Here is a 23,277-nt window from a genome sequence, read left to right as displayed (position 1 = left end):
AGCCGGCAGGCGGACAAGGAGTAGCAGTATGCATTTACCTTTGCGGGGCCTGCGGGTCGCCAGTGTTCTGATCGTGGCCGGACTATTGTCCGGCGTTTCCGGGGCCCAGGCGGCGAGTTCGGTGCTGATCTGGCCCATCGACCCGGTGCTGGAGGCGGACCAGCAGGCCAGTGCCCTGTGGCTGGAGAACCGTGGCAGCGAGACCGCCAACCTGCAGATCCGGGTGTTTGCCTGGAGCCAGAGCAGTTTCGATGATCAGTACCAGAACCAGCGCGATGTGATCGGCAGCCCGCCAGTGGCGAAGATCGAACCCGGGCAGAAGCAACTGGTACGCCTGACCCGCACCCGGGAGATTCCGCCAGGGCAGGAGCTGGCGTATCGGATCATCATCGACGAGATCCCTTCGGCCAAGCCCATAGTTCCCCAGGGCGAGGCCAAGAGCGCCGCGGCCATTCGCTTCCAGATGCGCTATTCGGTGCCGCTGTTCGCCTATGGGGCCGGGCTCTGGAGCAAGGAAGACAGCTCCCGCCCGCGTGACCCCAAGGGCGCCGGGGTGCCGGACCTGAGCTGGCGCAAGGTGGCGGTGGACGGCAAGAACTTCCTCGAACTGCGCAACCAGGGGGCGGTGCATGCGCGGCTCACCGATGTTTCCGTGAAGCAGGGCGGGCAGAGCCGGCCGTTGGCGCCGGGGCTCCTGGGCTATGTGCTGCCCGGGGCGGTGATGCGCTGGCCGGTGGCGGAACCGCTGACGGCGGAGGCCACTCTGCAACTGCGGGTCAACGGTGCGCCGCAGGTGCAGAACCTGGCCCCGGCGCACTGAGCCACAGGTGTAACGCGGCGGCCTGTCGGGCGGCTGTCAGGGAGAGAGACGGATGTGCGCGCAGTGGCGCATCCGCCTTGGGATGGAGAGGTCCATAGATGGGCTTGAACCCGCCATGAGCCAGGATGCGGCTCGTCGCTTGCGGCGCCGGAACGGATGGCTGAGCGGGCTCTGGGGCTTGACGCTGTGCTGTTCGATCGAGGCCGGCGAGCTGCCCCCTCCGCCCAGCAGCCCGGAGTCGATGGCCGATGCACCGCTGTTTCTGGAACTGGTGATCAATCAGATGAGCACAGGCAAGGTCGTGGCCGTGGAGCAACGCTCCGGACGCTTGTTTATGCCCTTGCAGACCCTGCAGGAGAACGGCATCACGCTGCCCGAGGGGCAGGGCGCCGAAGTCGATCTGGAAGGCCTTCAGGGCCTGCACAGCGACTACGACAGCCAGGGCCAGCGGCTGCTGCTGGAGGTGCCACCGGACTGGCTGCCGGAGCAGTTTATCGGCAGCCGCCAGGCCTACCCGCGAACCCCGGCCCTGAGCAGCTTTGGCGCCTTGCTCAACTATGACCTGTACCTGAACGACACCGATGACGGCGGCACCTACTTGGCGGCCTGGAACGAGGTTCGGCTGTTCGACAGCTGGGGCACCCTGTCCAACACCGGGCAGTATCGGCGGACCCTGTCCGGGGCCCAGGCTACTTCGCTGAACAATGGCTATCGGCGCTACGACACCACCTGGCGCTTCTCCGATGACGAGCGCCTGCTGACCTACGAGGCTGGCGATGTGATCAGCGGCGCCTTGCCCTGGAGCAGCTCGGTGCGCCTGGGGGGCGTGCAACTGTCCCGGGACTTCGGCGTGCGCCCGGACCTGGTCACCTATCCCTTGCCGCAGTTCGCCGGGGAAGCGGCGCTGCCGTCCTCGGTGGATCTGTTTATCAACGGCTACAAGTCCAGCAGCGCCGACTTGCAACCGGGCCCCTACACCCTGACCAACATCCCTTTCATCAATGGCGCCGGCGAAGCCGTGGTGGTCACCACCGATGCCCTGGGCCGGCAGGTTTCCACCACGGTGCCTTTCTATGTCACCAGCAGCTTGCTGCAGAAAGGCCTGACCGACTTCTCGGTGGCGGCCGGGACCTTGCGTCGGGACTACACCCAGCGCGACTTCGGCTACGGCCCGGGGGTGACCTCCGCCAGCCTGCGCCATGGCCTGAGCGACAGCCTGACCCTGGAAGGCCATGTCGAGGCGGCCAATTCCCTGACCCTGGGCGGGGTTGGCGGCAACCTGCGCCTGGGTCAGTTCGGCGTGCTCAATACTGCCATCAGCCAGAGCCGGTTCGAGGGCGCCGGCGGCCAGCAACTGAGCCTTGGCTACCAGTACAGCAGCCAGCGCTACAGCATTGCCTACCAGCGGATGCAGCGCCGCGACCAGTACGCCGACCTGAGCCGGGTCGACAGCCCCTACACCCGCCTCAGCGAGCGCAGCGAGCAACTGACCCTGAGCCTCAACCTGGAGCGCTACGGCAGCCTGGGGGCTGGCTACTTCGATGTGCGCGCCGCCGATTCGAGCCGTACCCGGTTGCTCAACCTGACCTGGAGCAAGCCACTGTGGCACAACAGCAGTTTTTATCTATCGGCCAACCGGGAAATCGGTGACAGCCAATGGGCCATGCAGGCGCAGCTGGTGATTCCTTTCGACCTGCACGGCAGCTTGAGTATCAGCAACGAGCGCAGCAAGGCCGGGGAGAACCGCCAGCGGCTCAACTTCAGTCGCGCGGTGCCGCTGGAGGGCGGGGTCGGCTACAACCTCGGCTATGCCACCGGCGATGGGCCGGACTATCGTCAGGCGGATGCCACCTGGCGCTTGCAATCGGTGCGCTTGCAGGCCGGGGTCTACGGCACGCGTGAAGCCGAGACGCGCTGGGCCGATGCCAGCGGCTCGCTGGTGTGGATGGACCGGCAGCTGTTCGCCGCCAACCAGATCGACGACGCCTTTGTGGTGGTCAGTACCGGCGGCTACCGGGATATTCCGGTGCGCTACGAGAACCAGCTGGTGGGCCAGACCGACAAGAACGGGCACCTGCTGGTGCCCTGGAGCAGCGCCTATTACCGCGGCAAGTACGAGATCGATCCGCTGAACCTGCCGGCCAACGTGCAGAGCCCGAATGTCGAGCAGCGGGTCGCGGTGCGCCGTGGCAGTGGTTATCTATTGGAATTCCCACTGACCCGGGTGATCGCCGCCAGCGTGGTGCTGGTGGATGCCGGGCAACGGCAACTGCCGTTGGGCAGCACCGTGACTCACCGGCAGAGCGGGGCGCGCACCGTGGTCGGTTGGGATGGGCTGGTGTATCTGGAGAATCTCTCGGCGCACAACGACCTGGAGGTCAGCCTGGCCGACGGTTCGAGTTGCCGGGTGCAATTCGAGATGGATCTGCAACAGCAGCAGGTGCCGCTGATCGGCCCGCTGGTCTGTCAGTAGCGGCGGTATCGGCCAGGGAGGGCTGGGTGTGGAAAGGTTCAAGGGTTGGCAACAGGCAGGGCTGGGATTGGCGGTGAGCCTGCTGGCGCTGCCGGCCCAGGCGCTGTGCAACACGGTGCCGACCGCTCCAGCGGGCTTTGGCACCGTCAGTTCGATCCTGGTGCGCACCACCTCGCAGCCGGCTTCCACCACCAATGCCGGCCTGAGCTGCACCGGCTCGCTGCTGAGCCTGCTGGCCAGCAACGATCACTTCTACGCCACCATCACCTCCGTTACCAGTGGCCTGGTCGGCCCCACGGGGGATGTCATCAACTACACCCTGTACGCCAACAACAGCACCAGCTACCCGATTACCCGAGGCGTGCAGTTCGACTTCGCGCGCAATTCGATCATCGACCTCCTGGGCCTGCTGGGCAGCCCCACCGTGGCCAAGACCGTGCCTATCTATATGGGCACGCTGACCGGCAGCAATGTCGCGGCGGGCATCTACAGCGAAACCCTGAGCATTTTCTGGAGCTGGAATTACTGCTCCGGCATCGGTGCCCTGGGTGTGTGCCTGGGGCGCGATATCGGCAGCGGCACCCAGAGCCTGACGGTGAACATGACGGTGTCCAACGACTGCGTGATCACTGCGCCGAACATCAGCTTCGGCAGCGCCCCGGTGATCAGCGCCTTCGCCACGGTCAGCGGCCAGACCATCAACCTCGCCTGCACCAAGGGCAGTGCCTACACCGTGGGCTTGAGCGACGGGCAGAACCCGGTGAGTGTCGGCGGCCGCCGGCGCATGGTGTCCAGCGGCAACTACCTGGCCTACGACATCTTCAAGAGCGCCGGCAGCACCCGCTGGGGCAGCGTCGGCAGTGCCCGGCGCTCCAGCACCGATGCCGAGGTGAACCCGGGCAACGGCCTGGGCACCGGCAGCCAGATCTTCAACTACAACGCCAAGATCTACACCGACCAGAGCACCCCGCCGGCCGGCACCTATATCGACAACGTGGTGCTGGATGTGGGCTTTTGAAGCCCGAGCCGTTGCGTATCGTTTTCGAGGCGACCCGGCCTATGGCGCATCAATTGGCACGGCGCACTGGGCGGGGGCTTGCGCGGGGCTCAGGCTCCACCGCCAGTAGCCCAGGGCGACGCCATTGATCGCCGCACCCAGCAGGCACACGCCGGTCCAGCCGGCCCAGGCATAGGTGGCGGTGGCGGCGATCGAGCCGCTGGCACTGCCGACCGAATAGAACAGCATGTAGCCGGCGGCCAGGCGGCTCTGGGCTTCGGGGCGCACGCTGTAGATCAGGCTCTGGCTGGTGACGTGCACGGCCTGCAGCCCCAGGTCGAAGGTGATCACCCCCAGCAGCAAGGCCAAAAGTGACGACTGGGTAAAGGCGATGGGCAGCCAGGACAGCAGCATCAAGGCCAGGGCCAGGCCGCTGGTCCACTGTGCCAGGCCGCGATCGGCCAGGTGCCCGGCGCGGGCCGCACCCAGGGCGCCGGCGGCACCGGCCAGGCCGAACAGGCCGATCTGGGTATGGGACAGAGACAGCGGCGGCGCGCTCAGGGGCAGTACCAGCGGGGTCCAGAGCACGGTGCCGGCGGCGAAGATCAGCATCGCCAGCACGGCCCGGTCACGCAGGACCTTTTCTTCCTTGAACAGCTGCCACAGCGAGCCGAGCAACTGACCGTAGCGCTGCTTTGCCGGTGGCTGCTCGACGCTCGGCAGCACGCGCCACAGGGCCAGGGCCACCAGCAGGGTCAAGGCGGCGGACAGCAGGTACACCGAGCGCCAGCCCGCCAGGTCGGCCATGGTCCCGGCCACGGTGCGGGCCAGCAGGATGCCCAGCACCACGCCGCTGGTGACCATGCCCACCACCCGTCCGCGTTCGGCCATTGGCGCCAGGTTCGCGGCGTAGGCCACCAGCACCTGGGTCACTACCGCCAGCAGGCCGGTGCAGGCCATGCCCAGCAATAGCCAGGCGCTGCTGGGGGAAAAGGCCACCAGCAGCAGGGCCAGTACCGACAACAGGCTCTGAGTGACGATCAAGCGTCGGCGGTTGAGCAGGTCTCCCAATGGCACCAGCAATAGCAGGCCCAGGCCATAGCCCACCTGGGTCAGGGTGATGACGATGCCCACCGTGGCCGGCGCCAGGTTGAAGGTGCTGGCCATGGCATCGAGCAATGGCTGGGCGTAGTAGACATTGCCCACCGCCAGCCCGCAGGCGAGGGCGAACAGCAGGACGACTTTGCCTGACAAGGTGGCAGGGGCGGAATCAGCTGACATGGACATCTCCGATAGTGGTTTCGTAATGAAACCACTTGTACGGTAGTGATGGCGGTTTTATATTGCAACCACTTTTCGTGGCCCGATTGGAGAATGCCCTGCATGGTCAAGCGCACCAGCCTGCAAGACGCCGAGTGCCCAGTGGCCCGTTCACTGGATGCGATCGGTGATTGGTGGTCGTTACTGATAGTGCGCGATGCCTTTGACGGCATTCGTCGTTTCGGCGAGTTCCAGCGCAACCTTGGCATGGCCAAGAACATTCTTGCCGCGCGCCTGCGCACCCTGGTGGAGCACGGCGTGCTCCAGGTGCTGCCGGCTTCCGATGGCAGTGCCTATCAGGAATACGTGCTGACCGAGAAGGGCCGCGGGCTGTTTCCCCTGATCATCGGCTTGCGCCAATGGGGCGAGGCGTATTTCTACCAGGAGGGCGAAGCCCATTCGCGGATGGTCGACCGGCACACCGGGCAGCCGTTGCCTGCCCTGGAGTTGCGGGCTGCGGATGGGCGTCTGCTGGGGCCGGATGACTGCCGACGAGTGCCGGCCGAGTAAGGGGAGGCTGGCTGCGGGAGTGTTTCCCGCAGCCAGTGGATGGGTTTAGCGCAGGCTGTCCACCAGGTCGGCGAGGGTGCTCAAGACATCCTTGCCCAGTTGCATGGAACGTTTGCCCGACCAGCCAGTGACTGGGTTGGGAGCGTCGTCGTGATCCTTGAAGGGCATTTCCAGGGTCAGCGCCAGGCAGTCGTACTTCTCTCCCACGGCGTTGCAGGCCAGGGCCATGTTGGCCTGGCCGGGCTGGTCGCGGGTGTAGCCGTGGGTGGTCTGGAAGTCTCGGGTTTGGCGCTTCAGGTGACTGCGGAAATGCTCTTCGAGCTCTGCCTGGCGCGGCGTGTAGCCCGGGTTGCCCTCGCAGCCGGCGGTGAACACGTGGGGGATCTCTTCATCGCCGTGCACGTCGAGAAACAGGTCGACGCCGTACTGTTCCATCTGCTGCTGGACGAACAGCACTTCCGGGCTGAGGTCTTTACTGGCGCTCTGCCAGGCGCGGTTGAGGTCCTGGCCCTTGGCGTTGGTGCGCAGGTGGCCGTGGAAGGCGCCATCAGGGTTCATGTTCGGCACCAGGTACAGGTCGGCCTTGGCCAGCAGCGCATTGAGCTCCGGGTCATCACGGTGCTGCAGGCGCTCGATCACCCCCTCCATGAACCACTCGGCCATGTGCTCGCCGGGGTGCTGCTGGGCGATGATCCAGATCTTGCGTTGACTCGGCTCGCCGCTGCCCTTGCGCAGTAGCTGGATTTCCCGGCCTTCGACGCTTTTGCCCATGGCCAGCAAGTCGCAATCGGCCTTGGTCAGGGCCTGGTCGATCAGCCAATCGTGGCGCCCGCGGCTGTAGGGCTCGAAGTAGGCGAACCAGGCGTGGGTCTGGGTGGCTTCGAGGTTGAAGCGCAGGGCGTCGCCTTCGAAGATGGTGGGGACGCGAAACCAGTTCACATGGTCATAGGAGGCAACGGCTTGGTAGCCGGTCCAGGCCTTGTTGTAGGAGGACTGGCTGGCATTGGTCAGGCGGAACCAGTGTTCCTGGCCAACATGCAAGCCGCTGACCTTGAAGTGAAACCACTGGAAATGCTGGCTTTGGCTGTCCGGGCGGATGGCCAGGATGGCCTGCAATGGATTGCTGATGTCCAGCACCTGGATATTGCCGCTGTCGAAGTCGGCGCTGATCTGGAAGGAGGTGTGATTGCCCACGGTCATAATAGGTTCCTGTATAGGATTGTTATGACCGCTACTCTACACATTGGAGGGGGTAATAGAAGGGGGGGCGTCGTCCTTGACGCGGACCAAGCTTAGTGTTTATGCGATTGATTCTCAAGCGCTACTTTGCACTTTCCAGGCCTTTAGTCCGGCGGTTCACTTGCAAATGGACATTCTTTTGCTATCATCGCCGCCATTCTTTTAGCAGCACCCACGTCTTCATTAGCCTGAAGCCAAGCCAGAAAACTGGCAAAAAAAAAGACCCGGCAAAAAAGCCGGGTCAAAAACCGTGATTAGCCTGATGAGGAGATAATCCAAAGGTCCGACCTAAGGTCCTTTGGGCTATCGACTGATCTCGCGACCAGTTGCTTGCAATAATAATCATTATCATTTGCAAGTCAAATGTTTTTCCCTCTCTCCTGGAAAATATTTTTCCAATCCTGCAGCTCCCCCTGGCCGATCGCTGATCCGCAGTAGAGCCTGCACTTCAACTTGACTCATAACGCTGGCTTTCCAGGGACTTGTCCACCAGGGCCTTGGCCAGGTCGATCATGTGCACCACTGAAAACGCCAGGTCTCGATTGGCTCCACGCAGATTGTCGGCCGCGTCGTAGGCGGTGGCCGCCGCGCAACGCAGCAGATCGGAGGCATGGATCATGGCTTCCTCGCAGCTCAGGCTGCGCCTGATCTCGAAGAATTTCTCTTCCTCCTTGTCCGGCTCGTTCAATGCGGGTTTCAAGTAGTAGTCCATGGCGCGTCGGGCCGCATGGCTATCCTTGAGTGAGTTCAATGTGGCTTCGGTATCGAATTCCGGCACGTCCTTGCTGCTTGTATTCATGAAGTGTTCTGCCTTGTTGGAGAGAATGAAGAAGAGGGGTAGGCAGGATGTTAATACGTATTGTAATTGTGACCATATTTCAAATACTACAACTTGTGTGTTGAGGAGGGAAATACACAACGTATTGTTCGGTCCATGGACAAATGGATCGAGTTGGTCAAAGCCAACATGAAAGGCCGCAAGGTCACACAGGAAAAACTCGCCGAGCGTCTGGGCATGTCTCAGGGTGGTATCGGTCATTGGCTGAGCAAGCGTCGCCAGCCCAAGATCGAAGACATGAACCGGGTGCTCGAAGAGATCGGCATGGGCTTCCTTGAAGTTGCCCTGGTGGTCCGCGAGAAACCCATGCTGGGCGACGATGGCGAGCCGCTGGTGAGCGAGCCTGCGCTGCAGGACAAGTACAACCCGTACTTCCGCTACCCAGTGAGCGATTGGCGGGTGGCCGGGGAGGTTCGCGAAGAAGGCCTGCCGGCCTATGTGCCGGAGCGCTATGAACTCTCCGACTACCAGGCCCAGGGCGCGGCGTTCTGGCTGGTGGTGGTGGGCGACGCGATGATTGCGCCCAGTGGTTTGAGTATCAGCCAGGGCATGTTGATCCTGGTGGATCCGGCGATTGCCGCCGAGCCTGGGAAGTTGTTGGTGGTGCAGTGTCCCGATAACACCGAGGCGGTCTTTCGCAAGTTGGTACAAGAGGGTGGCCAGCGTTACCTGGTGCCGCTCAACCCCACTTATCCGAAGATGCTCTACAGCGATGAGTGCCGTGTCATAGGTGTAGTCGTACAAGCTACTGCGAAGTTTTAACCTGATTGAAAAGCCCCTTTCCTACTTACGGGAAAGGGGCTTTCTTAGTTGGTGGCGTTACTCCAGCTCCACCAATGCGCTGCCTTCACTGACCATCTCGCCTTCCTGGCAGTACAGCGCCTTGACCACCCCGGCCTGGGGCGCGCGGATGCTGTGTTCCATCTTCATGGCTTCCAGCACCACCAGTTGTGCCCCGGCCTCGACGCTCTGCCCGGCGCTGACCAGCACCCGCACTATGCTGCCGTTCATGGGCGCGGTCAGGCCGCCGTGGTGGCTGTGACTGGCGTCGGCCGCCGCAATCGGGTCATAGGGAGTAATGCTGTGCATCTCGCCTTGCCAGTTCAGGTACAGGGTGTCGCCACGGCGGATGGCCCGATGCTCGCGGCGCAGCCCCTGCTGCTCCACCCACAGCCGTTCGCCTTGCAGTTGGAAGCCCGAGGTGGGGGCTCCCAGGCTGACGGCCTGATCCTGGCCGGCACAACTCAGGTGCAGGCTGGTTTGCGCCGGCAAGTTGCTGCGCCAGCCATTGACCGCCGACCAGGGCGATTGACTGTCGTCGCTACGCACCCGCTCAGGCTGACTTTGCGCAAAGGCTTGTGCGGCTGCTTGCCAGAAGTTGCTGTCGAGTTCAGTGGCCGCCGGCAGTAATTGCTCCTGATAGCGTGGGATAAAGCCGGTATCCAGTTGCGCTTCGGCGAACGCCGGGTGAGCGACGATGCGCCGCAGGAACGCCAGGTTGGTTTTCAGGCCGCCAATGCTGAACTCGTCAAGCATGCTCAGCAGGCGCAGGCGTGCCTGTTCGCGGTTCTCGCCCCAGGCGATCAGCTTGCCCAGCATCGGGTCGTAGAAAGGCGAGACACTGTCGCCTTCAGCGACGCCACTGTCCACCCGACGGCCCGGACCCGCGGCCGATTCGCGGTACAACTCCAGGCGTCCGGTGGCCGGCAGGAAGTCATTGCCCGGATCCTCGGCATACAGCCGCACTTCAATGGCGTGCCCCAGCAGCGGCACCTGTTCCTGGCTGATGGGCAGGGGCTCGCCCTGGGCCACGCGAATCTGCCAGGCCACCAGGTCCAGGCCGGTGATGGCCTCGGTGACTGGGTGTTCCACCTGCAGGCGGGTGTTCATTTCCATAAAGAAGAATTCGCCCCGGGCATCGAGGAGAAACTCCACGGTGCCGGCGCCGACATAGCCGATGGCCTGGGCCGCGCGCACCGCGGCTTCACCCATGGCCTTGCGCAGCTCGGGGCTGAGGCCCGGGGCCGGGGCTTCCTCCACCACTTTCTGGTGGCGACGCTGGATCGAGCAGTCGCGTTCGTTGAGGTACAGGCAGTTGCCGTGCTGGTCGGCGAATACCTGGATCTCCACATGGCGCGGCTTGAGCAGGTATTTCTCCACCAGCATCCGCGAATCGCCAAAGGACGACTGGGCTTCGCGTTGCGCCGAGGCCAGGGCTTCGGCCAGCTGGCTGACGTCCTCGACCACTTTCATGCCCTTGCCGCCACCGCCAGCGGTGGCCTTGAGCAGTACCGGGTAGCCGATGCGCTCGGCGGCGCTGCGGAAGGTTTCCAGGTCCTGGGCTTCGCCGTGGTAACCCGGCACCAGGGGCACGCCGGCGGTTTCCATCAGGGCCTTGGCCGCCGACTTGCTGCCCATGGCATCGATGGCCGCGGCGGGCGGGCCGAGGAAAATCAGCCCGGCGGCCTCGATGGCCCGGGCGAAACCGGCGTTCTCGGACAGAAAGCCATAGCCGGGGTGGATGGCCTGGGCGCCGCTGGCCTTGGCGGCGGCAATCAGCTTGTCGATCTGCAGGTAGCTGTCGGCCGCCTTGCTGCCCCCCAGGTCGACGCGGATATCCGCTTCACGGCTGTGCCGGGCCTCGCGATCGGTGGCGCTGTGTACCGCCACAGTCGTCAGGCCCAGGGCCTTGGCAGTGCGCATCACGCGGCAGGCGATCTCGCCGCGGTTGGCCACCAGCAGGGTATCTAGAACAGGGGCGCTCATCAGCGGGACTCCTTGGTCGGGCGCTCGGACTGCCAGCCGGGCGGGCGTTTTTCCAGGAACGCACGCAGGCCTTCCTGACCCTCGGCGCTGACACGAATCCGCGCAATGGCGTTTTCACAGTAGCGGCGCAGGGCGGTGGTCAGGGCGCCGTTGCCCACTTCCCGCAGCAGGTCCTTGCTGGCGCGCATGGCCTGGGGGCTGTTGAGCAGCAGGTTGTCGACCCACTGGCCCACCTGCTGTTCCAGTTCGGCTGTCGGATAGCTTTCCGCCAGCAAGCCGATTTCCCGCGCGCGCTGGCCGCTGAAGCGCTCGGCAGTTAGGGCATAGCGCCGGGCCGCACGTTCGCCGATGGCTTGGACCACGAAGGGGCTGATCACTGCCGGTGCCAGGCCGATTCGCACTTCCGACAGGCAGAACTGCGCCTCGTCGCTGCCGATGGCCATGTCGCAGCAACTGATCAGGCCCAGGGCGCCGCCAAAAGCCGCACCTTGGACCACGGCCAGGGTCGGGATCTTCAGCTTGGCCAGGTTGTACATCAGCTCCGCCAGTTCCCGGGCGTCATCCAGGTTGGTCTGGTAGTCGAGTGTCGCCGACTGCTGCATCCAGGCCAGGTCGGCACCGGCGCTGAAGTGCCGGCCACGGCCGCGCAGCAGCAGAAAGCGCAGGCTGGAGTCGCCTTGCACCTGATCCAGGGCGAGGATCAGCTCGCGGATCATTTCGGCATTGAAGGCGTTGTTCTTGTCTTCGCGGCTGAGCCACAGGGTGGCAAAGCCACGAGGGTCACGCTGCAGTTCCAGGGTATTGAAGTCGTTCATGATCTTCTCGCGCAGGATTACATGCGGAACACGCCGAAGCGGCTCTGTTCGATGGGGGCGTTGAGGGCCGCGGACAGCGCCAGGGCCAGTACCTCACGGGTTTGCGCCGGGTCGATGACACCGTCGTCCCACAGCCGTGCGCTGGAATAGTAGGGGTGGCCCTGGTGCTCGTACTGGTCGAGGATCGGCTGCTTGATCTCGGCCTCCTGGGCCGCATCGAAGCCGTGCCCGCCACGTTGTGCCTGCTCGCGCTTGACCTGCACCAGTACCCCGGCGGCCTGCTCGGCACCCATCACGCCGATGCGAGCGTTGGGCCACATCCACAGGAAGCGTGGATCGTAGGCGCGGCCGCACATGCCGTAGTTACCGGCGCCGAAGCTGCCGCCGATGATCACGGTGAATTTGGGCACCTGGGCGCAGGCCACGGCGGTCACCAGCTTGGCGCCGTGCTTGGCGATACCGCCGGCTTCGTATTTCTGGCCGACCATGAACCCGGTGATGTTCTGCAGGAACAGCAGTGGAATGCCACGCTGGCAGGCCAGTTCGATAAAGTGCGCGCCTTTCTGCGCGGCTTCGGCGAAGAGGATGCCGTTGTTGGCGAGGATGGCCACCGGATAGCCGTGCAAGTGAGCGAAACCGCAGACCAAGGTGGTGCCGAACAGCGCCTTGAACTCATCGAACAGCGAACCGTCCACCAGCCGGGCGATGACTTCGCGCACATCGAAGGGTTGCTTGGCATCGGCCGGTACCACGCCATACAGCTCGTCGCTGGCGTACAGCGGGGCGATAGGCGTGCGCTGCTGGAGCTGGCCCTGCTTGTGCCAGTTGAGGTTGGCCACGCTGCGCCGGGCCAGGGCCAGGGCGTGCTCGTCGCTGTCGGCATAGTGGTCGGCGACCCCGGAGATCTTGCAGTGCACATCGGCGCCGCCCAACTCCTCGGCGCTCACCACCTCGCCGGTGGCGGCCTTCACCAGGGGCGGGCCGGCGAGGAAGATGGTGGCCTGTTCACGGACCATGATCGCTTCATCGGCCATGGCCGGTACGTAGGCCCCGCCAGCGGTGCAGGAGCCCATCACCACGGCGATCTGCGGGATGCCCTGGGCGCTCATGTTGGCCTGGTTGAAGAAGATCCGCCCGAAGTGTTCGCGGTCGGGGAACACCTCGTCCTGGCGCGGCAGGTTGGCACCGCCGGAGTCCACCAGGTAGATGCAGGGCAGGCGGTTCTGCTGGGCGATGGTTTGCGCCCGCAGGTGCTTTTTCACCGTCAGCGGGTAGTAGGAACCGCCTTTCACCGTGGCATCGTTGGCCACGATCATGCATTCGACACCTTCGACCCGGCCGATACCGGCAATCACTCCGGCGGCGGGCACGTCTTCGCCATAGACCTCGTAAGCGGCCAGGGGGCTGACTTCCAGAAAGGGCGAGCCAGGATCGAGCAGGCGGTTGATGCGCTCCCGCGGCAGCAGTTTGCCCCGCGAGGTGTGGCGTTCCTGGGCCTTGGCGCCGCCGCCTTGCTGGACCTGGGCGAGCAGGCTGTGCAAGGCCTCGACCTGGGCCTGCATGCTCGCAGCGTTCTGCGCGAACTCGGGTGATTTCGGGTTGAGTTGAGACTTCAGGATCATTGGGGCTCCCAGCGCAGCTCGAAGCCATAAGCTTCAAGCTGCAAGAGTAAGTCGGTGTTATGGCTGCTGTGGCTTGCCGCTTGTAGCTCGCCGCTTGCTACTGTTCTCACTTGGTTTCGTTGAACAGTTCGCGACCGATCAGCATGCGGCGGATTTCGCTGGTGCCGGCGCCGATTTCGTACAGCTTGGCGTCGCGCAGCAGGCGGCCTGCCGGGAATTCGTTGATGTAGCCGTTGCCGCCGAGAATCTGGATCGCATCCAGGGCCATCTGGGTGGCGCGTTCGGCGCTGTAGAGGATCACCCCGGCGGCGTCCTTGCGGGTGGTCTCGCCACGCTCGCAAGCCTGGGCCACGGCGTAGAGGTAGGCACGGCTGGCGTTGAGCTGGGTGTACATGTCGGCGATCTTGCCCTGGATCAGCTGGAATTCGCCGATGCTCTGGCCGAACTGCTTGCGGTCGTGGATGTAGGGCACCACCAGGTCCATGCAGGCCTGCATGATCCCGGTCGGGCCGCCGGAGAGCACTACGCGCTCGTAGTCCAGGCCGCTCATCAGTACTTTCACGCCGCCATTGAGCACCCCGAGGATGTTTTCTTCCGGTACTTCGACATCATCGAAGAACAGCTCGCAGGTGTTGGAGCCGCGCATGCCCAGCTTGTCGAACTTGTTGCTGCGGCTGAAGCCTTTCCAGTCGCGCTCGACGATAAAGGCGGTGATGCCGTGGGGGCCTTTGTCCAGGTCGGTCTTGGCATAGATCACGTAGGTGTTGGCGTCGGGGCCGTTGGTGATCCAGGTCTTGCTGCCGTTGAGCACGAAGTGGTCGCCGCGCTTGTCGGCCCGCAGTTTCATCGACACCACATCGGAGCCGGCGTTGGGTTCGCTCATGGCCAGGGCGCCAATGTGCTCGCCGCTGATCAGCTTGGGCAGGTACTTGCTCTTTTGCTCATGGTTGCCGTTGCGGTTGATCTGGTTCACGCAGAGGTTGGAGTGGGCGCCGTAAGACAGGGCCACCGAAGCCGAGCCGCGGCTGATCTCTTCCATGGCCACCACGTGGGCCAGGTAGCCCAGGCCGGCGCCGCCGTATTCTTCCGCCACGGTGATGCCCAGCAGGCCCATGTCGCCGAACTTGCGCCACATATCGGCCGGGAACAGGTTGTCGACGTCGATCTGTGCGGCCCGAGGGGCCAGCTCCGCCTTGACGAAGGCCTGGACCTGATGGCGCAGCATGTCGATGGTTTCACCGAGGGCGAAGTTCAGGGTCGGGTAACTCATGGCGGGGCACCTTCAGACTTGTTTTTATCGAGGGATTTGGCGTGGAGAGTGGCATGGCCTGGCTCTCACCTTTACGTTAACGTAAACCTGCGACCGAAGGCTGTCAATCGTCCTTTACGTAAACGTCAACTTGCGCCAGAGTAGCCAGGCTTTCGAGTGGAGCCGGGCTTCTTCGCAGCATCGGCCGGGCTTCTGTACACCCACTAATAAAGACAATAGGGGTCGTCATGGAACACTTGGGTTTCCAGCCGGATCGCAGTTACACCCGTGGTACGCAAACGCAGCCACTGCTGGCCTTGACCATTGGCCAGGCCTTCGACAATACCGTCGCGGCCTATCCCCAGGGCGAGGCCCTGGTGGTGCGGCACCAGCAGTTGCGCTACAGCTGGCAGCAATTGCGCGAGGCGGTCGATCTGCACGCCAGGGCGCTGCTGGCCCTGGGGCTCAAGACCGGCGATCGCCTGGGAATCTGGGCCCCCAACTGCGCCCAGTGGTGCATTACCCAGTTCGCCAGCGCCAAGATCGGCGTGATCCTGGTGAACATCAATCCGGCCTACCGCAGCAGCGAACTGGAGTATGTGCTCAAGCAATCCGGCTGCCAGTGGCTGGTCTGCGCCGGAGCCTTCAAGACCTCCGACTACCACGGCATGCTCCAGGGGCTGATCCCGGAGTTGGCGGAACAATCCATTGGCCAACTGCTTTGCCAGCGCCTGCCCGAACTGCGTGGGGTGATCAGCCTGGCTGCCCAGCCGCCATCCGGCTTCCTGCCCTGGGCGCAGCTTGCGGACCTGGCCGCCGAGGCCAGTGCCGAACAGTTGCAGGCGCGCCAGGACAGCCTGGATTTCGATCAGCCGGTGAATATCCAGTACACCTCGGGCACCACCGGTTTTCCCAAGGGCGCGACCCTCAGTCACTACAACATCCTCAACAACGGCTACATGGTGGGCGAGAGCCTGGGGCTCACGGCGGCCGATCGCCTGGTGATCCCGGTGCCGCTGTATCACTGCTTCGGCATGGTCATGGGCAACCTGGGCTGCATCACCCATGGCACTACCATGATCTACCCCAACGACGCCTTCGACCCGCTGCTGACCTTGAGCGCCGTGGCCGAAGAGCGTGCTACCGGGCTGTACGGCGTGCCCACCATGTTTATCGCCATGCTCGACCAGCCGCGGCGCGATGAATTCGACCTGTCGAGCCTGCGCACCGGGATCATGGCCGGTGCTACCTGCCCGATCGAGGTGATGCGCCGGGTGATCAGTGAGATGCACATGAGCGAGGTGCAGATCGCCTACGGCATGACGGAAACCAGCCCGGTGTCCCTGCAAACCGGGCCCGATGATGATCTGGAACTGCGTGTTACCACCGTGGGCCGGACCCAGCCGCACCTGGAGAGCAAGATCGTCGACGAAGCCGGCAATGTGCTCCCGCGCGGTGCCATGGGCGAGCTCTGTACCCGGGGCTACAGTGTGATGCTCGGTTACTGGAACAACCCCGAAGGCACCCGTGAGGCCATCGACCCGGCAGGCTGGATGCACACCGGCGACCTGGCCACCATGAACCAGCAGGGTTATGTGTGCATTGCCGGGCGTAACAAGGACATGATCATTCGCGGCGGCGAGAATATTTACCCGCGGGAACTGGAGGAGTTCTTCTTCACCCATCCGGCGGTGGCCGATGTGCAGGTGATAGGCATCCCCTGTGCCAAGTACGGTGAGGAGATAGTCGCCTGGATCAAGTTCCATCCCGGGCATACCGCCAATGAGCTGGAGCTGCAAACCTGGTGCAAGGAGCGCATCGCGCACTTCAAGACGCCGCGTTACTTCAAGTTTGTCGAGGATTTCCCGATGACGGTGACCGGCAAGGTGCAGAAATTTCGCATGCGTGAAATCAGCATCGAGGAGCTGCGCGAGCAGGTAGGCAAGGGGTGATCGTTACTGGAGCGTGCATCGGGTGCGATGCACGCTTTATGGGCAAAACGAGGCAGGCAAAAGCTGAATGGCAGAAAGCACAAAGGGGAGCCGAAGCTCCCCTTTAATTTTGTCGTTGCGTGCTCTTTTTTATTATTGAGGGGCGGTCTGTTGTTGTTTTTGGTAACCGTGGCCCTTACCGCTGTTTTGGCGATCCCCATCCGGGATCAAGAGCAAACGTATTTTTTTGAGCGCTGATTCAATGTGTCGCCGAAGCGATCCAACCCGTTCTGGAGCTACCTTGGGGTAGTTTTATTGTTCTCTGACCGGTTGCGGGTGGCTCTTGCAAGCCCTCCTGCACATTGCACCTTCTCCAAAAAAATCTGTTAGCTGCGTCTCTGCCGTGTTGTTTTTGTTATGTCAGAGTCGTTTCGTCTTATTTTTATTAGCTTTGCTGCTTTTTATTCTTGTTATGCCATAGAGATAGCAGAAGCCGTGCCAACTTTTTAAAGTCCTTTAAAATCAATGGTTTGATAATTTTGTAGGACAATTAGTGCGGAAAGAAACTCGGTAAACTGTTTCCGTGTTACTCGTTCCCGCCGCAGTTTAGAGCGGTCGGTAACACCCGGCCGCATCATCTCACTTGGCGCTGCGGGCTTTGGCCACGCGGGAACCGCTGGGGCGTCCCAGCACGCTGCTGATCTGCCGGCCAGCCTCGACCAACCGGTCCATATCGATGCCGGTATGGATACCCAGGCCATCGAGCAGGTAGAGCACGTCCTCGGTAGCGACGTTGCCGCTGGCGCCCTTGGCATAGGGGCAGCCACCGAGGCCGGCGACCGAGCTGTCGAACACCGCGATACCTTCCAGCAGGCTGGCGTAGATATTGGCCAGGGCCTGGCCATAGGTGTCGTGGAAGTGTCCGGCGAGTTTTTCCCGGGGCACCTGGGCGCCCACCACTTCAAACATCTTGCGAGTGGCGCCGGCGGTACCGGTGCCGATGGTGTCGCCCAGGGACACTTCGTAGCAGCCCATGGCGTACAGCTCGCGAGCCACCAGGGCCACCTGCTCCGGGGCCACCGCGCCTTCATAGGGGCAACCCAGCACGCAGGAAACGTAGCCGCGCACACTGATGCCATGCTGCCTGGCGGCGTCCATGATCGGCACGAAGCGCTCCAGGCTTTCGCTGATGGAGCAATTGATATTGCGTTGGGAGAAGGCCTCGGACGCGGCGGCAAATACCGCGACTTCCTTGACCCCGGCCGCCAGGGCGTCCTCGAAGCCGCGCATATTCGGCGCCAGTGCACCGTACACCACACCTGGCTGGCGCTGGATACGGGCGAAAACTTCGGCCGAGCCGGCCATCTGCGGCACCCATTTGGGCGAGACGAAACTGCCGACTTCTATATAGCTCAGGCCGGCGCCGGTCAGGGCGTCGACCAGTTGCACCTTGTCCTCGACGCTGATGGGCTGGGCTTCGTTCTGCAGGCCGTCGCGCGGGCCGACTTCGATCAGGCGTACATGGCTGGGGAGTGACATTCAGGTTCACCTTTTGCTGAGTGAGGGCGGCCACCGGCGCAGGCGCCCGGGCGTGCCGAGAATTACTGGGCTTTCTGGCTTTGCAAGGTCTGCTGCAGGGCCTGGGTGCAACGCTCTTCGGCGGTGTCGAGTTCCAGCTTCATCTGTTCGATGTCCAACAACTGTTGCTCGAGCTGTTCACGGCGTTCGGTGATTTTCGCCAGCATGCTGTGCAACTGCTTGAGGTTGCCGCTGCTGGGGTCATAGAGCTCGATCAGCTCGCGGCATTCGGCCAGGGAAAAGCCGATGCGCTTGCCCCGCAGGATCAGCTTCAGGCTGACCTTGTCCCGGGGCGAATAGATGCGTTCCTGGCCACGGCGCTCGGGAGCCAGCAGGCCTTGCTCCTCGTAGAAGCGGATGGCTCGGGTGGTGATGTCGAGCTCGCGGGCGAGGTCGGAAATGCTGTAGGTCTGACTGCTCATGGGCACGCTCAAGGTGGGACTTGGCGCTAAGCTAAAGGCAGGTTGACGTATACGTCAAGCAGCGGTTTTCGCCGTTCAGCCAGCTCCTCTCCGGGCCTGTAGGAGCCAGCTGGCTGGCGAATGGGCTTCAAGCCGACTGCTGGTCGAGCTTCTTCTCGTGGGCGGTGACCTGTTGGCACAGCTCGATCATCTGCTCGCGCATCCAGCGGTTGGCCGGGTCCTGGTCGGTGCTTTCGTGCCAGTACAGGTGGGTTTCCACCGGCGGCACGTTATTCACTGGCAGGTTGAAGGCGTGCAGGTCGTGGCGACGGGCGAAGCGCTCGGGCACGGTCATCACCATGTCGGTCTGCTGCAGCACCTGGGAGGCCATCAGGTAATGCTGCGAGCGCAGGGCGATCTTGCGCTGGATGCCCATCTTGCCCAGGGCCAGGTCGACATGGCCCAAGCCACTGCGGCGGCTGGAGATATGAATGTGGGTCAGGGACAGGTAGTCCTCGAGGCTGAACTTGTCCTTGCCCGCCAGGGGGTGGCCCTTGCGCATGGCGCACACGTAGCGGTCTTCCATCAGCTTGACGTGGCGCACCTGCGGGTCGGTGTTGAGCGGCGCATCCACGGCGAAGTCCAGGCGTCCGGCCGCCAGTTCCTTGGTGGTTTCCCGGCGCTTGGAGAGGAAGCTCTCGATGACCACCGCCGGCGCCAGGCGGCGCAGGCGCTGGAACAGCGGCGGCAGGATCACTGCCTCGGTCAGGTCGGTCATGCTGATGCGGTAGGTCTTGACCGCTTGCAGCGGGTTGAAAATCCGACTTTCCTGGACCGAAACCCGCAGCAACGACAGCGCATTACGCACCGGTCCGATGATGTTCTGCGCCATGGGCGTGGGCACCATGCCCTGGGCGGTCCTGACGAACAGCGGGTCGTTGAAGGTCTCGCGCAGCCGGGCCAGGGCATTGGATACCGCCGGCTGGGTGATGCCGACGATCTGCCCGGCCCGGGTCAGGTTGGCTTCGGTGTAGATCGCGTCGAAAACGATGAAGAGGTTGAGGTCGACCTTGCTCAGATTCATGGCGCTGCACTCTTATTGTTAGGGCCTGTGGCTCGGGCTCGGAGGCCTGGCGGATCAGCCGATCATATATCGGTGATGAATGTTAATACACGCCGAGAATAGGTTAGGTAAATTTTCGTAGCTGAACTAGCATCGATTTCAGTCCCCTAACACCCGTTTTTCACAAAGGTAGAACTGCCCATGGAATTCGCCTATTCCCCCAAGGTTCAGGAACTGCGTGAGCGCGTCACCGCGTTTATGGATGCCTATGTCTATCCGGCTGAAGCGGTCTTCGAACGCCAGGTTGCCGAAGGCGACCGCTGGCAGCCGACCGCCATCATGGAAGAGCTCAAACTCAAGGCCAAGGCTGAAGGCCTGTGGAATTTGTTTCTGCCTGAGTCGGAACTGGGCGCCGGCCTGACCAACCTGGAATATGCGCCGCTGGCGGAAATCATGGGCCGTTCGCTGCTGGGCCCCGAGCCGTTCAACTGCTCGGCGCCGGACACCGGCAATATGGAAGTGCTGGTGCGCTATGCCAATCAAGAGCAGAAGCAGCGCTGGCTGGAGCCCCTGCTGCGCGGCGAGATCCGTTCCGCGTTCGCCATGACCGAGCCGGACGTGGCTTCGTCCGACGCCACCAACATGGCCGCCCGTGCTGTGCGCGACGGCGATGAATGGGTGATCAACGGCAAGAAGTGGTGGACCTCGGGCGCCTGCGATCCGCGCTGCAAGATCCTGATCTTCATGGGCCTGAGCAACCCGGATGCGCCGCGTCACCAGCAGCACTCGATGATTCTGGTGCCGGTGGATGCCCCCGGGGTGAAGATCGTCCGCCCATTGCCGGTGTTCGGCTACGACGACGCGCCCCACGGCCACGCCGAGGTGCTGTTCGAGAATGTCCGTGTGCCTTATGAAAACGTGCTGCTGGGCGAGGGCCGTGGTTTCGAGATCGCTCAGGGGCGTCTGGGCCCGGGGCGCATTCACCACTGCATGCGCTCCATCGGCATGGCCGAGCGCGCGCTGGAACTGATGTGCAAGCGCTCGGTAAGCCGCACCGCATTCGGCAAGCCGCTGGCCCGCCTGGGTGGCAATATCGACAAGATCGCCGACTCGCGGATGGAGATCGACATGGCCCGGCTATTGACGCTGAAGGCCGCCTACATGATGGACACCGTGGGCAACAAGGTGGCCAAGAGCGAGATTGCCCAGATCAAGGTGGTGGCGCCGAACGTGGCCCTGCGGGTGATCGACCGGGCGATCCAGATTCACGGCGGGGCCGGGGTTTCCAATGACTTCCCGCTGGCCTACATGTACGCCATGCAGCGCACCCTGCGCCTGGCCGACGGCCCGGACGAAGTGCACCGTGCCGCCATCGGCAAATTCGAGATCGGCAAGTACGTGCCCCGGGAACTGATGCGCAGCGGGCACTGATAGGCATGCCGCGGGCCGGTCAAGCGACAGGCCCGTGGCTTTGGCTTCAATGCACCCAGACTTCCACCCGGCGGTTCTTGATCCTTCCCTCATCGGCAGTGTTGGCGGCTACCGGCAGTTCGGCGCCGAAGCCGCGAATCTCCCGCAGCACCACGCCACTCTTCACCAACTCCCGACGCACCGCCATGGCCCGCAGCTTGGACAGCAGCGCCGCCCGGGCCGGGTCGTTCTTGGCATCGCCAAAGCCGGCCAGGGTCACCTGGCGGTTCATCTTGCCGTGCTGGCGCAGGTAATCCAGCACTCGGTTGAGGTCCTGGCGGGCCTTGTTGTCCAGACTGGCGCTGCCTTCCTCGAAGCGAAAGTTCACGCTCAGGCGCTGCCCGTTACGGCATAGCGCCTGGTAGGCCTCGGGCATCTGCGCGCTGGGGGCAACCTTCATCGCCTGCACGGTCTGGGCGACAAAGCCGTTGGCGGCGACTATGGCCTGGCCCTTGGCGCTCTGGGCGAAACTCACCAGGGCATCGGCCCAGGGGTTCTGCCCATTGGGCGGCAGGTACAGGTACAGCCGGCGCGACAGCGGGTAGTCCTCGGTGGCGATCAGGCTGGTGAGGGGCAACATGGGCTGCGAATCGCCATCGACAATGGCCACGGCCTTGGCCTGGCGCACATAGGGCAGGCCGATAAAGCCAATGCCTTGAGGGTCCTGGCTGACGGCATCGGACAACTGCTCGCTGGATTCGAAGCGCTTGGCACTCGGGCTCAGGGTCTTGCCGCGGCGGCCGAGCACCAGTTCCTTGAAGGTGTCGTAGGTGCCGGAGCGGTCATCGCGGGCATATAGATGTACAGGCCCACCGGTGCCTCCCAGTTCTTCCCAGGTTCTGGCTTCGCCGCTGAACAACCGGGCCAGTTGCTCGGTAGTCAATTGGTTCAGAGGGTTGTGCGGGTGCAGGATAATCGCCAGGCCGTCAATGGCGATCACCTGTTCGGCGTCGGGGCTCTTCAGGTCGCCCAGGTTTTCCAGTTCAACCAGTTCGCTGTCCTTGATGGGGCGCGAGGCGGCAGCCAGATCGGCCTGGGCGTTTTTCAGCGCGACAAAACCGGTGCTGGAACCGTGGGCGGACAGTTCCACCCTCACCGTGCGGCCCTGGGCACTTTGCCCCACGATGCGCTGCTCATTGTCCTTGCCGCTGTCCTCGATGCGCACCTCATGCAAGCCCTGTTGTTCCATTAGCCCCTTGACCAGCGCCGGACCCAGTCGCGCGCCTATGGTGTTGGAGCCCTGGATGCGCAGAACGGCAGCATTTTCCGCCGCCAGGGGCAGGGCGGCGAACACCGACCAGGGCAGGGCATAGCAAACGAAGCCGATCAGCAACAGGCTGATGGTCCGGTACCAGATATCTCGTTCACTGACGCTTGAAGCGCGGGGCATGGCGGCACTGGCCTTCTAGAAAGGGAGGAGGAAAGTGCTGGCGAGATTAAGTCGGAGAGGTGACGAAAATGTGACAAATGGCACTTTCGGCGCACAAATGGCGAAAGTCCTACGTCATAAATAGCTGTTTTCCCTAGATTTTTTGAGACTTGTCCTAACGACCGGTCTCGGAACGCTGCGTAGAGTGAGCAACTTTGTCTGGCGGGGAATGGGGCGACTGCCAACGTCTCATCACCGCGGATGCCTCGGCAGTGTTGAGCTGCTATTTCGTGGTATGCAAAGGAGTTAGAAATGAGTGCCTGGTTCGAGCTGAAGCAGTATGGCAGTGGTGCATGCAGGTTCTTGCTGAAGACAAAGGAGGCGCAGACCATGCTGCAAAGCGACCGCTACCCTTGCCGGGACAGTGCCGAGGCGGCTCTCGGCCTGTTCCGCGCACATTGTGCTTCTCCCGAGCGCTACGTCAAGAAAATTTCCTCGGGCGGCAAGCCCTATTTCAAGCTCAAGTCTGGCAAGGAAGTGATTCTGGTCAGCCACCTGTACGATTCCGAGCCGACCCTGGAGAGCGCCATCGAGGCAATCGCCGCCGCTGGCACCACTGATCGGGTAGAGCACGTGCAGCACTGACCGAACGGAAAAAAGCCCATCGCAAGATGGGCTTTTTTGTGCCTGTTGTCCCGTCCTGAATAAGGTTTACACCTCCCATCCCGAATTTCCGGAGAGTCAGATGGAACAAGGTGTAAAGCGCACACAACGAGATTACTCACTGTCCTTTAAATTGGCGGTGGTTGATCAGAT

General features: G+C 63.1%; 19 protein-coding genes. 8 read left to right on the top strand and 11 right to left on the bottom strand.

Features of this window, described 5'->3' with window-relative positions:
• Window positions 1–28: 28 nt before the first annotated feature.
• The 3 genes from J4P02_RS17770 to J4P02_RS17760 all read left to right on the top strand — a co-directional run bounded on the left by J4P02_RS17770 (window position 29) and on the right by J4P02_RS17760 (window position 4,311).
• Window positions 29–820, top strand: coding sequence for a fimbrial biogenesis chaperone (locus tag J4P02_RS17770; protein WP_426192563.1), 792 nt, complete (start codon window positions 29–31; stop codon window positions 818–820).
• Between the two features lie 115 nt (window positions 821–935).
• The gene (locus J4P02_RS17765; RefSeq protein ID WP_426192561.1) at window positions 936–3,293 is read left to right on the top strand and encodes a fimbria/pilus outer membrane usher protein; all 2,358 of its coding nucleotides are present in this window, start codon (window positions 936–938) and stop codon (window positions 3,291–3,293) included.
• A gap of 28 nt (window positions 3,294–3,321) precedes the next feature.
• Window positions 3,322–4,311, top strand: a complete 990-nt coding sequence (locus J4P02_RS17760) for a Csu type fimbrial protein (RefSeq protein ID WP_426192559.1) — start codon at window positions 3,322–3,324, stop codon at window positions 4,309–4,311.
• Window positions 4,312–4,350: 39 nt separating this feature from the next.
• Here J4P02_RS17760 and J4P02_RS17755 read toward each other — a convergent pair whose 3' ends face one another.
• Window positions 4,351–5,571, bottom strand: coding sequence for an MFS transporter (locus J4P02_RS17755; RefSeq protein ID WP_426192558.1), 1,221 nt, complete (start codon window positions 5,569–5,571; stop codon window positions 4,351–4,353).
• Window positions 5,572–5,673: 102 nt separating this feature from the next.
• Here J4P02_RS17755 and J4P02_RS17750 point away from each other — a divergent pair, with 102 nt between their 5' ends.
• A complete protein-coding gene (locus J4P02_RS17750; RefSeq protein ID WP_426192557.1) occupies window positions 5,674–6,120 on the top strand; it encodes a winged helix-turn-helix transcriptional regulator in 447 nt (148 codons plus the stop codon).
• Between the two features lie 45 nt (window positions 6,121–6,165).
• On the opposite strand, the gene J4P02_RS17745 is transcribed toward J4P02_RS17750, so the two are convergent.
• Both J4P02_RS17745 and J4P02_RS17740 read right to left on the bottom strand, forming a co-directional pair.
• Window positions 6,166–7,320: a M14 family metallopeptidase gene (locus tag J4P02_RS17745; RefSeq protein WP_426192555.1), complete on the bottom strand. Its 1,155-nt coding sequence runs from the start codon at window positions 7,318–7,320 to the stop codon at window positions 6,166–6,168.
• A 487-nt stretch (window positions 7,321–7,807) separates the two neighbouring features.
• Window positions 7,808–8,158, bottom strand: a complete 351-nt coding sequence (locus J4P02_RS17740) for a DUF6124 family protein (RefSeq protein WP_426192553.1) — start codon at window positions 8,156–8,158, stop codon at window positions 7,808–7,810.
• Between the two features lie 135 nt (window positions 8,159–8,293).
• Between J4P02_RS17740 and J4P02_RS17735 the strand changes: the two genes are divergently transcribed.
• The gene (locus tag J4P02_RS17735) at window positions 8,294–8,959 is read left to right on the top strand and encodes a LexA family protein (RefSeq protein ID WP_426192551.1); all 666 of its coding nucleotides are present in this window, start codon (window positions 8,294–8,296) and stop codon (window positions 8,957–8,959) included.
• A 57-nt stretch (window positions 8,960–9,016) separates the two neighbouring features.
• Here J4P02_RS17735 and J4P02_RS17730 read toward each other — a convergent pair whose 3' ends face one another.
• The 4 genes from J4P02_RS17730 to J4P02_RS17715 all read right to left on the bottom strand — a co-directional run bounded on the left by J4P02_RS17730 (window position 9,017) and on the right by J4P02_RS17715 (window position 14,670).
• Window positions 9,017–10,963 carry an acetyl/propionyl/methylcrotonyl-CoA carboxylase subunit alpha gene (locus tag J4P02_RS17730; protein ID WP_426192549.1) on the bottom strand — a complete coding sequence of 649 codons (1,947 nt, stop codon included), beginning with the start codon at window positions 10,961–10,963 and terminating at the stop codon, window positions 9,017–9,019.
• On the bottom strand, window positions 10,963–11,778 hold the full coding sequence (locus J4P02_RS17725; RefSeq protein ID WP_426192547.1) for a gamma-carboxygeranoyl-CoA hydratase: 816 nt from the start codon (window positions 11,776–11,778) through the stop codon (window positions 10,963–10,965). Before J4P02_RS17725 ends, J4P02_RS17730 begins: the two co-directional genes overlap by 1 nt.
• 17 nt (window positions 11,779–11,795) lie before the next feature.
• Window positions 11,796–13,400, bottom strand: coding sequence for a carboxyl transferase domain-containing protein (locus J4P02_RS17720; protein WP_426192545.1), 1,605 nt, complete (start codon window positions 13,398–13,400; stop codon window positions 11,796–11,798).
• A 106-nt stretch (window positions 13,401–13,506) separates the two neighbouring features.
• Window positions 13,507–14,670, bottom strand: coding sequence for an isovaleryl-CoA dehydrogenase (locus J4P02_RS17715; RefSeq protein WP_426192543.1), 1,164 nt, complete (start codon window positions 14,668–14,670; stop codon window positions 13,507–13,509).
• Between the two features lie 227 nt (window positions 14,671–14,897).
• On the opposite strand from J4P02_RS17715, the gene J4P02_RS17710 reads away from it, so the two are divergent.
• Window positions 14,898–16,601 carry an AMP-binding protein gene (locus J4P02_RS17710; RefSeq protein ID WP_426192541.1) on the top strand — a complete coding sequence of 568 codons (1,704 nt, stop codon included), beginning with the start codon at window positions 14,898–14,900 and terminating at the stop codon, window positions 16,599–16,601.
• Window positions 16,602–17,219: 618 nt separating this feature from the next.
• Here J4P02_RS17710 and J4P02_RS17705 read toward each other — a convergent pair.
• The 3 genes from J4P02_RS17705 to J4P02_RS17695 all read right to left on the bottom strand — a co-directional run bounded on the left by J4P02_RS17705 (window position 17,220) and on the right by J4P02_RS17695 (window position 19,643).
• Window positions 17,220–18,119 carry a hydroxymethylglutaryl-CoA lyase gene (locus tag J4P02_RS17705; RefSeq protein WP_426192539.1) on the bottom strand — a complete coding sequence of 300 codons (900 nt, stop codon included), beginning with the start codon at window positions 18,117–18,119 and terminating at the stop codon, window positions 17,220–17,222.
• 62 nt (window positions 18,120–18,181) lie between these two features.
• On the bottom strand, window positions 18,182–18,580 hold the full coding sequence (locus tag J4P02_RS17700; RefSeq protein WP_426192537.1) for a MerR family transcriptional regulator: 399 nt from the start codon (window positions 18,578–18,580) through the stop codon (window positions 18,182–18,184).
• 127 nt (window positions 18,581–18,707) lie between these two features.
• Entirely contained in the window at window positions 18,708–19,643 is a 936-nt protein-coding gene (locus tag J4P02_RS17695) for a LysR family transcriptional regulator (protein WP_426192535.1), read from the bottom strand.
• A gap of 180 nt (window positions 19,644–19,823) precedes the next feature.
• Between J4P02_RS17695 and J4P02_RS17690 the strand changes: the two genes are divergently transcribed.
• Window positions 19,824–21,053: an acyl-CoA dehydrogenase gene (locus J4P02_RS17690; RefSeq protein ID WP_426192533.1), complete on the top strand. Its 1,230-nt coding sequence runs from the start codon at window positions 19,824–19,826 to the stop codon at window positions 21,051–21,053.
• A 46-nt stretch (window positions 21,054–21,099) separates the two neighbouring features.
• Here J4P02_RS17690 and J4P02_RS17685 read toward each other — a convergent pair whose 3' ends face one another.
• Complete coding sequence (locus J4P02_RS17685; RefSeq protein ID WP_426192531.1) at window positions 21,100–22,482, bottom strand: substrate-binding domain-containing protein; 1,383 nt, start codon at window positions 22,480–22,482, stop codon at window positions 21,100–21,102.
• A 291-nt stretch (window positions 22,483–22,773) separates the two neighbouring features.
• Between J4P02_RS17685 and J4P02_RS17680 the strand changes: the two genes are divergently transcribed.
• Window positions 22,774–23,106 (top strand): DUF1508 domain-containing protein, encoded by a 333-nt coding sequence (locus J4P02_RS17680; RefSeq protein WP_426192529.1) that lies wholly within the window; start codon window positions 22,774–22,776, stop codon window positions 23,104–23,106.
• The last annotated feature ends 171 nt before the right edge of the window (window positions 23,107–23,277 follow it).

Origin of the sequence: Pseudomonas sp. NFXW11 (assembly GCF_049887815.1) — a bacterium.
Lineage (GTDB): Bacteria > Pseudomonadota > Gammaproteobacteria > Pseudomonadales > Pseudomonadaceae > Aquipseudomonas.
The sequence above is the reverse complement of the archived record's forward strand: the minus strand, read 5'-3'. Positions and strand labels throughout refer to the sequence as shown.

Bases quoted from the DNA above. Each gene is read 5' to 3' on its own strand.
- J4P02_RS17770 (WP_426192563.1), top strand. From the start codon at position 29: ATGCATTTACCTTTGCGGGGCCTGCGGGTCGCCAGTGTTCTGATCGTG.
- J4P02_RS17765 (WP_426192561.1), top strand. From the start codon at position 936: ATGAGCCAGGATGCGGCTCGTCGCTTGCGGCGCCGGAACGGATGGCTG.
- J4P02_RS17755 (WP_426192558.1), bottom strand. From the start codon at position 5,571: ATGTCAGCTGATTCCGCCCCTGCCACCTTGTCAGGCAAAGTCGTCCTG.
- J4P02_RS17750 (WP_426192557.1), top strand. From the start codon at position 5,674: ATGGTCAAGCGCACCAGCCTGCAAGACGCCGAGTGCCCAGTGGCCCGT.
- J4P02_RS17745 (WP_426192555.1), bottom strand. From the start codon at position 7,320: ATGACCGTGGGCAATCACACCTCCTTCCAGATCAGCGCCGACTTCGAC.
- J4P02_RS17740 (WP_426192553.1), bottom strand. From the start codon at position 8,158: ATGAATACAAGCAGCAAGGACGTGCCGGAATTCGATACCGAAGCCACA.
- J4P02_RS17735 (WP_426192551.1), top strand. From the start codon at position 8,294: ATGGACAAATGGATCGAGTTGGTCAAAGCCAACATGAAAGGCCGCAAG.
- J4P02_RS17730 (WP_426192549.1), bottom strand. From the start codon at position 10,963: ATGAGCGCCCCTGTTCTAGATACCCTGCTGGTGGCCAACCGCGGCGAG.
- J4P02_RS17725 (WP_426192547.1), bottom strand. From the start codon at position 11,778: ATGAACGACTTCAATACCCTGGAACTGCAGCGTGACCCTCGTGGCTTT.
- J4P02_RS17720 (WP_426192545.1), bottom strand. From the start codon at position 13,400: ATGATCCTGAAGTCTCAACTCAACCCGAAATCACCCGAGTTCGCGCAG.
- J4P02_RS17715 (WP_426192543.1), bottom strand. From the start codon at position 14,670: ATGAGTTACCCGACCCTGAACTTCGCCCTCGGTGAAACCATCGACATG.
- J4P02_RS17710 (WP_426192541.1), top strand. From the start codon at position 14,898: ATGGAACACTTGGGTTTCCAGCCGGATCGCAGTTACACCCGTGGTACG.
- J4P02_RS17705 (WP_426192539.1), bottom strand. From the start codon at position 18,119: ATGTCACTCCCCAGCCATGTACGCCTGATCGAAGTCGGCCCGCGCGAC.
- J4P02_RS17700 (WP_426192537.1), bottom strand. From the start codon at position 18,580: ATGAGCAGTCAGACCTACAGCATTTCCGACCTCGCCCGCGAGCTCGAC.
- J4P02_RS17695 (WP_426192535.1), bottom strand. From the start codon at position 19,643: ATGAATCTGAGCAAGGTCGACCTCAACCTCTTCATCGTTTTCGACGCG.
- J4P02_RS17690 (WP_426192533.1), top strand. From the start codon at position 19,824: ATGGAATTCGCCTATTCCCCCAAGGTTCAGGAACTGCGTGAGCGCGTC.
- J4P02_RS17685 (WP_426192531.1), bottom strand. From the start codon at position 22,482: ATGCCCCGCGCTTCAAGCGTCAGTGAACGAGATATCTGGTACCGGACC.
- J4P02_RS17680 (WP_426192529.1), top strand. From the start codon at position 22,774: ATGAGTGCCTGGTTCGAGCTGAAGCAGTATGGCAGTGGTGCATGCAGG.